At 71.2% G+C, this 14,102-nt stretch carries 13 protein-coding genes; 5 read left to right on the top strand and 8 right to left on the bottom strand.

Annotation, left to right across the window (positions count from 1 at the left end):
• Window positions 1-34 precede the first annotated feature (34 nt).
• Window positions 35-1,324 (bottom strand): class I SAM-dependent RNA methyltransferase, encoded by a 1,290-nt coding sequence (locus FHX33_RS00805; protein WP_183428064.1) that lies wholly within the window; start codon window positions 1,322-1,324, stop codon window positions 35-37.
• A 28-nt stretch (window positions 1,325-1,352) separates the two neighbouring features.
• Between FHX33_RS00805 and FHX33_RS00800 the strand changes: the two genes are divergently transcribed.
• On the top strand, window positions 1,353-1,988 hold the full coding sequence (locus tag FHX33_RS00800) for a Maf family protein (protein WP_183428063.1): 636 nt from the start codon (window positions 1,353-1,355) through the stop codon (window positions 1,986-1,988).
• 79 nt (window positions 1,989-2,067) lie between these two features.
• Window positions 2,068-3,834, top strand: coding sequence for an acetyl/propionyl/methylcrotonyl-CoA carboxylase subunit alpha (locus FHX33_RS00795; RefSeq protein WP_021765146.1), 1,767 nt, complete (start codon window positions 2,068-2,070; stop codon window positions 3,832-3,834).
• Between the two features lie 55 nt (window positions 3,835-3,889).
• Here the strand turns inward: FHX33_RS00795 and FHX33_RS00790 are convergent, their stop codons facing one another.
• From FHX33_RS00790 to FHX33_RS00780, 3 genes are all read right to left on the bottom strand, one after another.
• The gene (locus FHX33_RS00790; RefSeq protein ID WP_021765145.1) at window positions 3,890-4,741 is read right to left on the bottom strand and encodes a type IV toxin-antitoxin system AbiEi family antitoxin domain-containing protein; all 852 of its coding nucleotides are present in this window, start codon (window positions 4,739-4,741) and stop codon (window positions 3,890-3,892) included.
• 185 nt (window positions 4,742-4,926) lie between these two features.
• On the bottom strand, window positions 4,927-6,594 hold the full coding sequence (locus tag FHX33_RS00785; protein ID WP_021765144.1) for a cation:proton antiporter: 1,668 nt from the start codon (window positions 6,592-6,594) through the stop codon (window positions 4,927-4,929).
• A gap of 15 nt (window positions 6,595-6,609) precedes the next feature.
• Window positions 6,610-8,046: an NAD(P)H-quinone dehydrogenase gene (locus FHX33_RS00780; RefSeq protein ID WP_039923794.1), complete on the bottom strand. Its 1,437-nt coding sequence runs from the start codon at window positions 8,044-8,046 to the stop codon at window positions 6,610-6,612.
• Between the two features lie 84 nt (window positions 8,047-8,130).
• On the opposite strand from FHX33_RS00780, the gene FHX33_RS00775 reads away from it, so the two are divergent.
• Window positions 8,131-8,964, top strand: a complete 834-nt coding sequence (locus FHX33_RS00775) for a purine-nucleoside phosphorylase (protein WP_021765142.1) — start codon at window positions 8,131-8,133, stop codon at window positions 8,962-8,964.
• Window positions 8,961-10,664: a phosphohexomutase domain-containing protein gene (locus FHX33_RS00770; RefSeq protein WP_183428062.1), complete on the top strand. Its 1,704-nt coding sequence runs from the start codon at window positions 8,961-8,963 to the stop codon at window positions 10,662-10,664. The genes FHX33_RS00775 and FHX33_RS00770 overlap by 4 nt, the downstream gene beginning before the upstream one ends.
• Here FHX33_RS00770 and FHX33_RS00765 read toward each other — a convergent pair.
• Window positions 10,654-11,853, bottom strand: coding sequence for an MFS transporter (locus tag FHX33_RS00765; protein ID WP_183428061.1), 1,200 nt, complete (start codon window positions 11,851-11,853; stop codon window positions 10,654-10,656). The two genes, FHX33_RS00770 and FHX33_RS00765, sit on opposite strands and share 11 nt — an antisense overlap.
• A gap of 51 nt (window positions 11,854-11,904) precedes the next feature.
• Between FHX33_RS00765 and FHX33_RS00760 the strand changes: the two genes are divergently transcribed.
• The gene (locus FHX33_RS00760; protein ID WP_021758347.1) at window positions 11,905-12,207 is read left to right on the top strand and encodes an ArsR/SmtB family transcription factor; all 303 of its coding nucleotides are present in this window, start codon (window positions 11,905-11,907) and stop codon (window positions 12,205-12,207) included.
• 7 nt (window positions 12,208-12,214) lie between these two features.
• On the opposite strand, the gene FHX33_RS00755 is transcribed toward FHX33_RS00760, so the two are convergent.
• From FHX33_RS00755 to FHX33_RS00745, 3 genes are read right to left on the bottom strand one after another with little or no spacing between them, the layout of a single operon-like run.
• Window positions 12,215-12,487: a PTS sugar transporter subunit IIB gene (locus FHX33_RS00755; protein WP_021758348.1), complete on the bottom strand. Its 273-nt coding sequence runs from the start codon at window positions 12,485-12,487 to the stop codon at window positions 12,215-12,217.
• Window positions 12,484-12,942 carry a PTS sugar transporter subunit IIA gene (locus FHX33_RS00750; protein ID WP_021758349.1) on the bottom strand — a complete coding sequence of 153 codons (459 nt, stop codon included), beginning with the start codon at window positions 12,940-12,942 and terminating at the stop codon, window positions 12,484-12,486. The genes FHX33_RS00755 and FHX33_RS00750 overlap by 4 nt, the downstream gene beginning before the upstream one ends.
• 24 nt (window positions 12,943-12,966) lie before the next feature.
• Window positions 12,967-14,085, bottom strand: a complete 1,119-nt coding sequence (locus tag FHX33_RS00745; RefSeq protein ID WP_021758350.1) for an adenosine deaminase — start codon at window positions 14,083-14,085, stop codon at window positions 12,967-12,969.
• Window positions 14,086-14,102 lie beyond the last annotated feature (17 nt).

Here is a 14,102-nt window from a genome sequence, read left to right as displayed (position 1 = left end):
TTCATCGTAGTGGTGCGGAGGCCGGTGTCCCCCGTCAGGGCGTCAGCGTGGCGACCGCTTCCACGTGGTGGGTGTTCGGGAACAGGTCGAATGCGCGCAGCGAGCGCAGCGGATAACCGCGCTCGGCGAAGAACGCGAGGTCGCGGGCGAGCGCGACGGGATCGCAGGCCACATAGACGATCTGGGCGGGGCGGAGCGACGCGATGGACTCGACCACGGCACGTCCAGCACCCGAGCGGGGCGGGTCGAGCACGACGGTCGCGGCGCGGAGGCGGCCGCGGTCGGTCGCGCTGGCGTTCGCGGCGAGGTCGGCGGCGAAATGCTCGACGCGGGCCGTCACCGCGGAGGCGCCGACCCAGTCCGCGAGGTTCTCCGCTGCATCGTCGGTGGCCGCCTCGTCGCTCTCCACGGAGGTGATTCGCAGCGTGGAGCCGAACTTGTCGCCGAGCGCGGCGGCGAGCAGGCCGACCCCGCCGTAGAGGTCGAGGTTGGCGGCGCGCGGGTCGAACAGCGCTTCGTCGACCGCGTCCTGCACGGCCGCGGTGAGGGTCGAGGCCGCGCCCCGGTGCACCTGCCAGAAGCCGCGCGCGTCGAGCCGGAACTCGCGGTCGCCGACGCGCTCGCGGATCGGGACGGGACGTCGGCGCGGGCGGGCGAGCCGCTTGCCGGTGCGGATCGGAGCGTCGTTGACGAGCACGTGGGCCGCACCGCCCGAAGTGGCCACGACGTCGATCGATTCGGCGCCGGGGAACGTCTGACCGAAGGGGGCCGCCTCCTGGACGGCGTCCGTGGCGAGCGGGAGGCTGCGCACCGGGATGATGGTGTGCGTCCGCGCCGCGTACGGGCCCACCCGGCCGTCGTCGCCCACCTGCAGGCGCACCCGCGTGCGCCATCCCGTGCCGTCAGGCGACTCCTCGATCGGCTCCACCTCGACACGGCCTCCGGTCGGGCTCACCTGCGCGATCGTGTCCGCGTCGAGACGGCCCGCGCGCTGGAGGGCGTCCTCGATCACGCGTCGCTTGAGCTCGCGCTGGTGCGTGAGGCGGATGTGCCCGAACTCGGCGCCGCCGGCGCGCTGGCCCGGCTCGCGGTCGATCGACGCGGCGTCCCAGACGTGCTCCTGGCGCTCGGGGGCGGCGTCGATCACCTCGACGGCTTCGCCCCGCCAGAAGCGGTCGTGGGTGCGGTCGGAGATGCGCGCGCGGATCCGCTCGCCCGGCAGGGTGTCGGGCACGAAGACGACCCGCCCTTCGTGGCGTGCGACGAACACGCCGCCGTGGGCGACGTTGGTAATGTCGAGGTCGACCTCATCGTTCTGGGGCATCCTTCGAGCATCCCACACACAGGTGACCATGCGCCTCTATCTCGCGTCCACATCCCCCGCCCGCCTCGCCCTGCTGCGCGCGGCGGGAATCGAGCCGGTCGTCGTGCCCTCGCACGTCGACGAGCCCGCCGCCGTCGCCGCCGCCGAGGCGGAGCACGGCCCGCTGGGCCCGTCCGCGATGGTGCAGCTCCTGGCACGGCTGAAGGCCGAAGCCGTGCGCGGCACGCTCGACGGGGAGCCGATCGACGGGCTGATCCTGGGCGGCGACTCCGCCTTCGCGATCGACGGGCTCATCCACGGCAAGCCGCACCGCCCCGAGATCGCGCGCCAGCGGTGGCTCGCCCAGCGCGGCCGCACCGGCGTTCTGCACTCCGGGCACTGGCTGATCGACCACCGCGACGGCCGGGAGAACCGCTCGGTCGGGGCGACCGCGGTCGCCTCCGTGACCTTCGCCGACGTCACCGACGCCGAGATCGACGCGTACGTCGCCAGCGGTGAGCCGCTCGAGGTGGCGGGCGCGTTCACGATCGACAGCCTGGGCGGACCGTTCATCACGAGTGTCGAGGGCGACCCGAGCACCGTGGTGGGGCTCTCGCTCTCCACCCTGCGCACGCTGGTGCGCCAGCTCGATGTCGAGTGGACCTCTCTCTGGAACCGTTTGTAGACCCTCCAATCGCCGGATGTTCCATTTTTGTGAGGATCGTCCAAAACGAGGGGTGCTCGGCGGCATAGGCTAGAGAACTGTGCCAGCCATCAGCAAGGTCCTCATCGCAAACCGGGGCGAGATCGCCGTCCGCGTCATCCGCGCCGCTCAGGACAGCGGGATCGGCTCCGTCGCCGTCTACGCCGACCAGGACCGCGACGCCCTCCACGTGAAGCTCGCCGACGAGGCGTACGCCCTCGAAGGCACGACCAGTGCAGAGACGTACCTGGTCATCGACAAGCTCCTCTCGATCGCCCGGAGGTCCGGCGCCGACGCCGTGCACCCCGGCTACGGCTTCCTCGCCGAGAACGCCGACTTCGCCCGCGCCGTCATCGCCGCGGGCCTGACCTGGATCGGCCCGTCGCCCGAGGCGATCGAGCGTCTCGGCGACAAGGTCTCCGCGCGCCACGTCGCCGAGAAGGTCGGCGCCCCGCTCGCGCCCGGCACCCTCAACCCGGTGGCCGACGCCGCCGAGGTGCTCGAGTTCGTCGACCAGTACGGCCTGCCCGTCGCCATCAAGGCGGCGTTCGGCGGCGGCGGACGCGGACTCAAGGTCGCCCGCGAGCGCGACGAGGTGGCGGAGCTGTTCGAGTCCGCCACCCGCGAGGCCATCGCCGCCTTCGGCCGCGGCGAGTGCTTCGTCGAGAAGTACCTCGACCAGCCGCGCCACGTGGAGACCCAGTGCCTCGCCGACGCCTACGGCAATGTGGTCGTCGTCTCCACCCGCGACTGCTCGTTGCAGCGCCGCCACCAGAAGCTCGTCGAGGAGGCCCCCGCGCCCTTCCTCACGACCGAGCAGACCGAGCAGCTCTACAGCGCCTCCAAGGCCATCCTCAAGGAGGTCGGTTACCAGGGTGCCGGCACCTGCGAGTTCCTCATCGGCAAGGACGGCACGGTCTCCTTCCTCGAGGTGAACACGCGTCTCCAGGTCGAGCACCCCGTCTCGGAGGAGGTCACCGGCATCGACCTCGTGCGCGAGCAGTTCCGCCTCGCCGAAGGCGGCACCCTCGACTACGACGACCCGGCGCCCCGCGGCCACTCGTTCGAGTTCCGCATCAACGGCGAGGACGCCGGCCGCGGGTTCATCCCCTCCCCCGGCCCCGTGCACGTCTTCAAGCCCGCGGGCGGCCCCGGCGTGCGCGTCGACAGCGGCATCCAGGCGGGCGACGAGATCAGCGGATCGTTCGACTCCATGCTCGCGAAGCTCATCGTCACCGGAGCCAACCGCGAGGAGGCGCTCGAGCGGTCGCGCCGCGCCCTCGACGAGTTCGAGGTCGCCGGGCTGCCGACCGTCATCCCGTTCCACCGCGCCATCGTCCGCGACCCCGCCTTCGCCCCGCAGGACGGCGAGCCGTTCTCGATCTACACGCGCTGGATCGAGACCGAGTGGAACAACGAGATCGCGCCATGGTCGGGCGAACTGGGCGACCAGACCCCGGCCGAGCGCCGCAGCAGCGTCGTCGTCGAGGTCGAGGGCAAGCGCATCGAGGTCTCGCTCCCCGCGAAACTCCTGACCGGAGGCGGATCCGCGTCGGCCTCCACCGCTCCGGCCCCGCGCCGTCGCGGCGGCTCGGGCGCGGTCGACACCGCCACCGGCGACTCCCTCACCGCTCCGATGCAGGCGACGATCGTCAAGGTCGCCGTCGCGGACGGCGACGAGGTCGTGAAGGGCGACCTGGTGCTCGTCCTCGAAGCCATGAAGATGGAGCAGCCGCTGACCGCCCACAAGGACGGCACCATCGCAGGCATCAACGCCGCCGTCGGCGAGACCGTCTCCTCCGGCCACCTCCTCCTCAACATCGTCTAGCGCTCCACGCCGCTAACGGAGGAGATCCGACTCATTTCGAGTCGGATCTCCTCCGTTACCTGCGTTTCGGGGTGGAGCCGGACGAAGTCTCCTCCGTTGCCGTGACGATGTTTTCGATGGTCGCCACAACGGCATCCGCATTCTCCAGCACCTGCCGCGCCGTGAACCGGAGGCGGCGTCTGCCCTGAAGCTCGAGAGCAGTGTCGCGCAGCCTGTCGCGTTCGAACGCTGCGGGATCGGAGTGGTACGCGTAGCCGTCGACTTCGACGTGGAGGAAACCACCCACCCGAAGATCGACACGGCCGACTCCGGGCACCGCGATCTGCTGCTCGATTAGATGGCCGCGTGCCTGGAGACGCTGACGCAGGATCGACTCGACTCCCGAATCCGAACCTGGCCTCGCCCTGGCCGCGATCGTGCGTACGCGAAAAGGTTCCTCGGCGAAGATCCGCGTGAGGCGGGCCGGCGCCACGCGGCCACTCGAGAGCGCGGTGTCGAGGACCGCGACTGCAGTCTCCTCGTCGGCGCACCTGACCGCGGAACGCAGGCAGTCCTCGAACGAGACCCGCCAGAGCTCAGGATGCGGCTCGCTCGTCTCCCAATGGCGCACGTCGGCCTCTCCGGCGCGTCCGGCGTGGGATGGCAGCGTGACGTGGAGCCGGCCGTCCGTCCCTCCCCACAGCCCGTAGGAACGCGCAGCCGAGACGCACGAGAGTCGGCCGCCGATGCGGAGCGCCGAGAGGGCCTGAGGCGAAAGATCGGGCCGGCCGTAAACGCCGCGGCGCGGCCGAATCAGCAGACCATCGGCCATCGCGAGGGCGAGGGCGCGCTCGGACGCACCCGCCGCTCGTAGCCGTCTGGTCGTCGCAGCGCCGCCGAGTTGGTCGAGAAGGGTCATCCAGTGCATGGGGCCATGCTCCCCACGCTGGGGATCGGTTGGTGGCCGATCTCCGAAACTGTGGATAACGCATTGTTGGGAACGGAGGAGGATTCGCGCGACACACCGAGCCCGGGCAGGAAACGGAGGGGATCTGGGGAGGCGGGGCCGGAATCTCCTCCGGTGGCGACACCGAGGCCGCGGGCGTCGGCCGTTCAGTCCTCCGGGGGTGAGCCCTTCAGGGAGATGCTGATCTCGTCGGCGTCGAGGTTGGTGAGGGCGGAGGCGAGCACGTCCGCGTCGAAGGTGCCGTCGTCGCGCGCGTCGAGCAGGGCCGTGCGCTGGGCGTGCAGGCGGTCGAGCGCGAACTTCTTCATGACCTCCATGTTCTCAGGGGTGCGCTCGCGCGACTCGGGCAGGGGGATGTGCTTGGCGGCGTCCTGCAGCATCGACATCACCCGCTGGCGCTCCTCGTTCTGGGCCGCTCGATCCACCTGGGCGGGCTTCACCAGTTTCAGCAACCAGCCGATCGTCCCGCCCTGGATGAGCAGCGATCCGGCGGCCACGAGGAACGCGATGAGGATGAGGACGGGGCGGGACGGGGTCCCGTCGACCGGCAGGGTCTGGGCCGCGGCGACGGTGACCGCACCGCGCATCCCGGCCCAGACCACGATGGTGCCCTCCCGCCAGCCGAGGGGCGCGCCGGTGAAGTAGTCGATGTCGGCGAGGGTGCGGCGCAGGCGGGTCGTGAAGCGCCCGACGTCCTTCTCGGAGGGAACGCGCCCGTTGCCGGGTCCCCCGGTCCGCACGAGCGCCTTCGGATCGTTGTCGGCGTCCGCGATCCGTTGCTGCATGGTCTCGATGCGCGGTCTGAGCTTCTCGCTCCGGCGCGCTCGGCTGCCGAGGGATCGCAGCAGCGGTGCGACATAGGCCGCCCGCACGAGGATGGTCAGCAGCAGGGCGCCCGACGCCACGAGGGCAGCCGGGAGGACGCCCTCGTGCACCTTCTCGACCTTCTGCACGATGCCGAACAGCTGCAGGCCCATGGTGAGGAAGACCATGCCCTCCAGCACGAGCTCCACGGTCCGCCAGTTCTGGGCATCCGACAGCCGGTGCTGCGGCGAGAGCACCCGTGGCGCGCGCCTGCCGGTCACGAGACCGGCCACCACGGCGGCGACGAGGCCGGAGGCGCCGAGCGCCTCGGCGGGCAGCGACGCGATGAAGGGGACGGTGAACGAGATGACCGTGTTGACCGTCGCATCCGTCACCCGTGCTCGCACGAACAGGTTGACCCGGCCCACGACCCAGCCGAAGGCGACGGCGATCGCGACCGAGTAGGTGAAGGTCCAGATGACGGTCCCGATCGCGAAGGAGGCGGCGGCTGCGGCGATCGCGGCCCGCAGCAGCACCAGCGCGGTCGCGTCGTTCAGCAGGCTCTCGCCCTCGAGGATGGCGACCACGCGAGGCGAGACGCCGCTCTTCTTGACGATGGAGGTCGCGACCGCGTCCGTCGGGCTGACGATGGCGCCGAGCGCGATGCCCCAGGCGAGGTCGAGCCCTGGGATGGCCCAGGAGAAGAAGAAGCCCAGGATCACCGAGCTGAGCACGACGAGCAGCACGGAGAGGCCGCCGATCGCCGTGAACTCCCGCCGGAAGTTCATCGACGGCATCGACACCGACGCCGAGTACAGGAGGGGCGGGAGGATCCCGGCGAGGATCCACTGCGGCTCGATGTCCACCGCGGCCACGAACGGCAGCAGGCTGACGAGGATGCCCGCGACGACCAGGATCAGCGGGGACGCGACGCCGAACTTCGGGCCGATGGTGGTCGCGGCCGCGATGGCCAGGACGGCGAGGACGCCGACGACGAGTCCGATCTCCATGCCCCGGACCCTACCTCAGAGGACGATGTGCATGGCGCGCGCGGCGTCCGAGATCGAGCCCGAGAGCGAGGGGTAGACGGTGAACGCACGGGCGACCTGGTCGACCGTGAGGCGGTGCTCCACCGCGAGCGCGAGCGGGAAGATCAGCTCCGAGGCGCGGGGGGCGACGATGACGCCGCCGATCACGGTGCCGGAGCCCGTGCGGGCGAACAGCTTCACGAAGCCGTCCCGCAGGCCGAGCATCTTGGCGCGCGGGTTCGACTTCAGCGGCAGCTTGTAGATGTCGCCCTGGGCGATGCCGTCCTCGATCTGCTTCTGGTTCCAGCCGACGGTCGCGATCTCGGGCTGCGTGAAGATGTTGGAGGTCACGTTGCGCAGCTCGATCGGGTTGACCGCGTCGCCCATGGCGTGGAAGACGGCCGTGCGCCCCTGCATGGAGGCGACGGAGGCCAGCGGCAGCAGGTCGGAGCAGTCGCCCGCCGCGTAGATGTTCGGGATGGACGTGCGCGCGACGCGGTTGACGCGGATGTGGCCGGACGGCGTCTGCTGGATGCCGGCCTCCTCGAGCCCGATGCCCGTGGTGTTCGGGATGGAGCCGACGGCCATGAGGCAGTGGGTGCCCTCGACGGTGCGGCCGTCCGAGAGGGTCGCGACGACGCCGTTCTCGGTGCGCACGACGGACTCCGCGCGGGACTTCGAGAGCACCTGCATGCCGTTGCGCTTGAAGACGTTCTCGATGACGCGTGCCGCGTCGGCGTCCTCGCCCGGGAGCACCTGGTCGCGGGAGGAGATGAGCGTGACCTTCGAGCCGAGCGCCGTGTAGGCGGAGGCGAACTCGGCGCCGGTGACACCGGACCCCACCACGATGAGGTGCTCGGGCACGGCGTCGAGGTCGTAGAGCTGCGTCCAGGTGAGGATGCGCTCCCCGTCCGGGACCGCGCTGGGCAGGACGCGGGGGCGCGCGCCGACGGCGATGACGATCGTGTCGGCCTCGACCCGATCGAAGTCGGTGCCGGAGCCGCCGCGGGCGGTCGAGACGATGATCGCCCCGTCGCCGTCGAGTCGTCCCTCTCCGTTGACGATGTTCACGCCGGCGCGGACGAGCTCGGCGCGCATGTCCTCCGACTGCTGACGGGCGAGGCCCATCAGGCGCTTGTTGACCGCGGCCAGGTTGACGGCGATCTCGGGACGGACGGGCTTGCCGTGGTCGCCGCGGCTGTAGAACTGCACGCCGAGGTCGGCCGCCTCGGCGATGGAGTTGGTGGCCTCCGCCGTCGCGATGAGGCTCTTCGAGGGGACAACGTCGGTGATGACGGCGGAGCCGCCGACGCCCGACCGCTCGACCAGGGTCACGTCGGCTCCGAGCTGCGCTCCCGCGATCGCCGCCTCGTAGCCGCCCGGTCCGCCGCCGAGCACGGCGATGCGCTGCTTGCGCTCGAATTCAACCGCCATGCACACCATTCTTCCGCATGCGCACGCGCCGATGCGCATCCCGTCGCTCCTGGACGCCCGCAGCGCGCTCAGTAGAGTTGGCTCATGCTCGAAACGAACACGAATCCCCTCGACGACCCCCAGGCCGATCCGTTCGCGATCGCCCGCCAGGCGGCGGAGCAACTGGCCGAGAAGACCGGCGTCGAGAAGCACGACATCGCACTCACGCTCGGCTCCGGCTGGGGCAAGGCGGCGGACCTCATCGGCGAGACCACCGCGACCATCCCCGCCACCGAGATCGTCGGGTTCGGCAAGCCCGCGCTGGCCGGCCACGTCGGCACGCTGCGCTCGGTGCTCCTGCCGAGCGGAAAGCGCGCCCTCGTCATCGGCGCCCGCACGCACTACTACGAGGGGCACGGCGTGCGCCGGGTCGTGCACAGCGTGCGCACGGCGGCCGCCACGGGTGCGACCACGATGATCCTCACCAACGGCGCGGGAGGCATCAAGGAGCACTGGAAGCCCGGCACGCCCGTGCTGATCAGCGACCACATCAACCTCACCGCGGACTCCCCGCTCGAGGGCGCGACCTTCATCGACCTGACCGACCTGTACTCGAGCCGCCTCCGCGAGCTCGCGAAGTCGATCGACGGGTCGCTCGACGAGGGCGTGTACACGCAGTTCCGCGGACCGCACTACGAGACCCCGGCCGAGGTGCAGATGGCGAAGACCATCGGCGGCCACATCGTCGGCATGTCGACCGCCCTGGAGGCGATCGCCGCGCGCCAGGCCGGGATGGAGATCCTGGGCATGTCGCTCATCACCAACCTGGCCGCGGGCATCCAGAAGACTCCGCTGAGCCACGCCGAGGTCATCGAGGCGGGCCAGGAGGCCGAGCCGGTGATCAGCGCGCTCCTCGCCCGGATCGTGGCGGCGCTGTGAACCCCGCGCTCGACACCGACGGCCTGCTCGCCGCGGCGCGCGCCTGGCAGGAGCAGGACCCGGATTCGGAGACCCGCGCCGAGCTGGAGGCGCTGGTCGCCTCCGCCGCCGAGGGCGACGCGGACGCCGTGGCCGACCTCCACTCGCGGTTCGACACCCGGCTCGCCTTCGGCACCGCCGGCCTCCGCGGGGAGATTGCAGCCGGCCCCAACCGGATGAACCGCGTGCTGGTCTCGCAGGCCGCCGCCGGCTTCGCCCGCTGGCTGCTGGAGCACGCGGAGGACGGAACGCCGTCCCTCGTCATCGGCTACGACGGCCGCAAGAACTCGGACGTCTTCGCGCGGGACACCGCGGAGCTGATGGCGGGCGCCGGGGTGCGCGCCGTGCTGCTCCCCCGTCTGCTGCCGACGCCCGTCCTCGCGTTCGCGGTGCGGCACCTCGACGTGAGCGCCGGAGTGATGGTCACCGCCAGCCACAACCCGCCGAACGACAACGGCTACAAGGTCTACCTCGGCGGCCTGGATCACGGCTCGCAGATCGTCTCGCCGACGGACGCGGAGATCGCCGCGCAGATCCTGGACGTCGCCTCGGGCAGCGTGCTCGACCTTCCGCGCTCGGAGCAGTACGAGATCGCGTCCGACGACGTCGAGCGCGCCTATATCGAGGCCACCGCCGCGCTGGCGACGACCGATGCACCGCGCGACGCCGTCTCGTTCGCCTACACCGCCATGCACGGCGTGGGCTGGCGCACGGCCCGCGAGGTGTTCGCGGCGGCAGGTTTCGCCGAGCCCGAGGTCGTCGCGGCGCAGATCGACCCGGACCCCGCCTTCCCCACCGTGTCGTTCCCCAACCCGGAGGAGCCGGGCGCGATGGACCTCGCGTTCGAGACCGCCCGGGCCGCCGGCGTCGACCTCGTCATCGCGAACGACCCGGACGCCGACCGGCTGGCCGTCGCCATCCCGGACGCGTCGGAGCAGGGGTACCGCCGGCTGAGCGGCAACGAGGTCGGCGCGCTCCTCGGCTGGCGCGCCGCCGAACTCGCCGAGGCGTCCGCGGGAGACGGCGCGCCCGGCGGCGTGCTGGCCTGCTCGATCGTCTCGTCCCCTGCACTCGCGGCGGTGGCGACCGCGTACCACCTCGACTTCGCCGACACCCTCACCGGGTTCAAGTGGGTCTCGCGCGCGCCCGGGCTCATCTTCGGCTTCGAGGAGGCCCTGGGCTACCTCGTGAACCCGGAGACCGTGCGCGACAAGGACGGCATCTCCGCGGCGACCGCGCTGCTCGACCTGGCGGCGACGCTCGCCGCGCAGGGGCAGAGCATCGCCGACCGCCTGGACGCGTTCGCCGAGAAGTTCGGGTACTTCGCCAGCGATCAGATCTCGCTGCGCGTGACCGACCTCTCGCGCATCGGCGAGATCATGGCCGCGCTGCGTGCGACGCCGCCGAGCCGGCTCGGCGATGTCCGCGTGGAGCAGATCGACGATCTGCGCGACGGCTTCGAGGGCCTCCCCCCGAGCGATGTGCTGCGCATCCACCTCGCCGATGGCTCGCGCGTGATGGTCCGCCCGAGCGGGACCGAGCCGAAGCTGAAGATCTACATCGACGCCTCGAGCGACGAGGGCACCGTCGACGAGCGCCGGGCCACGGCGACCGCGCGGGTCGCCGCGCTGGGCGACGCGATGCGCGCCCTCACAGCGTAGGGACGGACCGCGACCGGAAGGTGGCGCGGGCGGCGTAGCTGAGCAGGAACGCCGCCAGCGCCACCACGGTCACGACGGCGCCCGCGACCGGAACCGCCTCCGCCCCTCCCGCGCCGAGCGCGAGGGAGCCGATGGGAGGCGCGATCGCGATTCCGACGTACATCGCGGTCGAGTACCACGAGAGCGCGAGCGCCGAGGTCTCGGGGTCCACGTGCACCAGCCGGTGCTGCACGGGGATCGCGATCGCGAACGCCGCGATCCCCCAGAGGGCGAACACGACCAGGGAGGCCGCGAACGACGCCTCCACGAACGGCAGCACCGCGAGCGCGACGACCTGGCCGACGAGGGCGATGGCCGCGACGGCTCGGCTGCCGAACCGGTCGGTCAGCGGCCCGGCGACGATGTTGCCGACGATGCCCGCCGCTCCGTAGGCCAGCAGCAGGACGGCCAGCAGTGAGCCGGAGCCGCCGGTGGAGGGGCGGGTCACCGCCGCGGAGAAGATGTAGACGATGTTGAATCCCGCGATCATGAACACCGTGGTCGCGAGCAGCGCGAGCACGCGCAGGTCGGCGAGGGTTGCGAGCCGCCGACGCAGCGTCGCGGGTGGAGCCAGGGGCACGCGCCGCACCAGCAGCGGGATGAGGACGGCGAGCACCGCGCCGAGGGCCACCACGCACCAGAGGGCGAACCGCCAGCCGGCGACGCCGCCGAGGGCCGTGCCGAGCGGCGAGCCGACCGCGGTGGCGAGCGTGAAGCCGGCACCCACCAGCGCGAGCGCCCGCCCCCGCTTCTCCGGGGCGGAGAGGGCCGCCGCTGCCGCGGTGGCCGTCGGGACGAGTGCGGCACCGCCGACGCCCGAGAACGTGCGCCCGGCGATGAACCAGCCGAGATCGGGCGCGAGCGCCGCAACGGCGGTCCCGACCGCGAACAGGGCGAGTCCGGCACCCATCAGCGTCGAGCGCGGCACGCGCGGCAGCAGGATCGAGACGGCCGGTGCCGCGATCGCGACGACGAGGGAGTAGGTGGTGATCGACACACTGACGGCCGAGGGGCTGGTGCCGAGCGTGCTGGCGATCTGCGGCAGCAGGCCGGCGATGACGAACGCGTTCGTCCCCACGACGAAGAGGCCGAGCGCGAGGACCACGAGGGCCGGGGTGGTCCTGCGGTACGATTGTTCGATGGTCGTCATACGGTCAGCGTAGGGCGACTGTTCGATGATTGTCAAACAATTGGACGCCGCATGACCGAATACCCCTCGCCGCCGATGGACGCGGTCGAGCTGGTGGATCTGCTCCGCGCCGTCGCCGATCCGGTACGGCTGCAGATGGTGCGCGTCCTCGCCGACGGCGAACCCCATCCCAAGACCCTCACCGAGTGGGGATGCGACGTGCAGAAGTCGACCATGGCGCACCACTTCAAGACGCTGCGCGAGGCGGGCCTCACGAACACGATCGTCAACGGACGCACGCACGACATCCAGTTGCGCCGCGCCGAGCTCGACGCCCGGTTCCCCGGACTGATCGAGGCGCTGCTGACGGACTGACCGCCTGCTAGCCGAGCGCCTCGTCGAGCTTGCGCTCCAGCTCGTCGAGGTCGAAGTAGTTCTCGACGACGATCACGTCGGCGTTCGTCGGGCCGATGCGCTCCACGAGCTCCGGCGACGACAGGATGACCTGGGCGTCCGCGGCGGCGGCCGACAGACTGCCGACGTCGGTCGCGGTCACGTCGGCGTCGATGCCCAGCCGGTCCAGCACCCGTTCCGCGTTGACCTTGAGGATGCCGGAGGTGCCGAGCCCGACGCCGCAGATCGCGACGATCTTCATCGGGCGTTCTCCTCCGAGCGGGCGAGCACACGCTGCACGTCGGCCACGTCCTTCGCCGCCGCCAGTGCGGGGATGGACTCGGGATCGTTGAAGACGTTCGCCAGCTCGGCGACGCTCGTCACGTGCGCCTCCGGAGTGGAGACGGCCAGGCCGAGCACCACCGAGACCGGGTCGTTGTGCGGGTGGCCGAACACCACCGGCTCGTCGAGCGTGACGACGGCGAGACCGTCGTGGTTCACGTCCGGGCCGGGGCGCGCGTGCGCGAGGGCCAGGCCGGGAGCGATCACGATGTACGCGCCGAACTCCTCGATCACCTGGATCATCCGGTCGCCGTAGCCCTGCTCGGTCGCACCAGAACGGGTCAGCGCCTCGCCCGCGAGCCGCACCGCATCACGCCAGTCGGAGGCGTGCGCCCCGACGGTGACGGCGGATTCGGGCAGCGGTGGCAGCGGCATGATCCCAGCGTAGCCGTCGCCGTGTCAGGAACCCTCGAAACCTGCTGTGATGATGTCCGCCAGCTCCTCACGTTCCTCCAGCGGGAGGAACGCGCCGGCGGCCGCGTTGAGCTGGAAGATCTCCAGGTCGGTGCGGTCGTAGGCGAAGGCGTCGGCCAGGATGCTCAGCTCGCGGGTCAGCGTCGTGCCGCTCATCAGTCGGTTGTCGGTGTTCACCGTCACGCGGAAGCCGAGCTGGTAGAGCAGGTCGAACGGGTGGTCGAGGATGTCGGTGCCCCAGGCGGCGATGGCGCCGGTCTGCAGGTTCGAGGTCGGGCTGGTCTCCAGCGCGATCTCGCGGTCCTTGACCCACTGCGAGAGGGTGCCGAGCGTCACGTACGTGTTCTCGTCGTCCTGGCGCTCGATGGAGATGTCCTCCGCGATGCGCACGCCGTGGCCGAGTCGCAGGGCGCGGCCGTCGAGGAGGGCGCTGCGGATGCTGTCGAGGCCGTCCGCCTCCCCCGCGTGCACGGTCGCCGGGAAGAAGTTCTCGGCCAGGTAGTCGAACGCGGCCCGCTGGTTCGCGGGCGGGAAGCCCGCCTCGGGACCGGCGATGTCGAAACCGACCACGCCGTTGTCGCGGTGACGGACGGCGAGCTGCGCGATCTCGAGTCCGCGGTCGAGGTGGCGCATGGCGCTGACGAGCTGGCCGACGCGGATGCGCTTGCCGGTGGCGCGCACATCCTGGATGCCGGCCTCGATGCCCTCCTGCACCGCCTCGACGGTCTCGTCCAGGCTGAGGCCGCGGGTCAGGTGCTGCTCGGGCGCCCAGCGGATCTCGCCGTACACGACGCCGTCGGCGCCGAGGTCCTGCACGAACTCGCGGGCGACGCGCGTGAGACCCTCGCGGGTCTGCATCACGGCGGTCGTGAGATCGAACGTCTTGAGGTACTCGACGAGCGAGCCAGAGTTCGACTTCTCGCCGAACCAGCGGGCCAGCTCGACCGGGTCGGTCGTCGGCAGCTCGAAGCCGATGGCGTCGCCCAGCTCGATCACCGTCGAGGGGCGGAGGCCGCCGTCGAGGTGGTCGTGCAGCGACACCTTCGGCAGTGCGCGGATGTCGGTCCCGTCGGCGAGTGCGTACCCGGCGTTCTGTTCGCTCATGTCCTTCAATCTATCGG

Source organism: Leifsonia aquatica, from assembly GCF_014190775.1.
In the GTDB taxonomy this organism is placed as follows: domain Bacteria; phylum Actinomycetota; class Actinomycetes; order Actinomycetales; family Microbacteriaceae; genus Leifsonia; species Leifsonia aquatica.
This window is presented reverse-complemented; position numbering and strand designations above follow the sequence as displayed.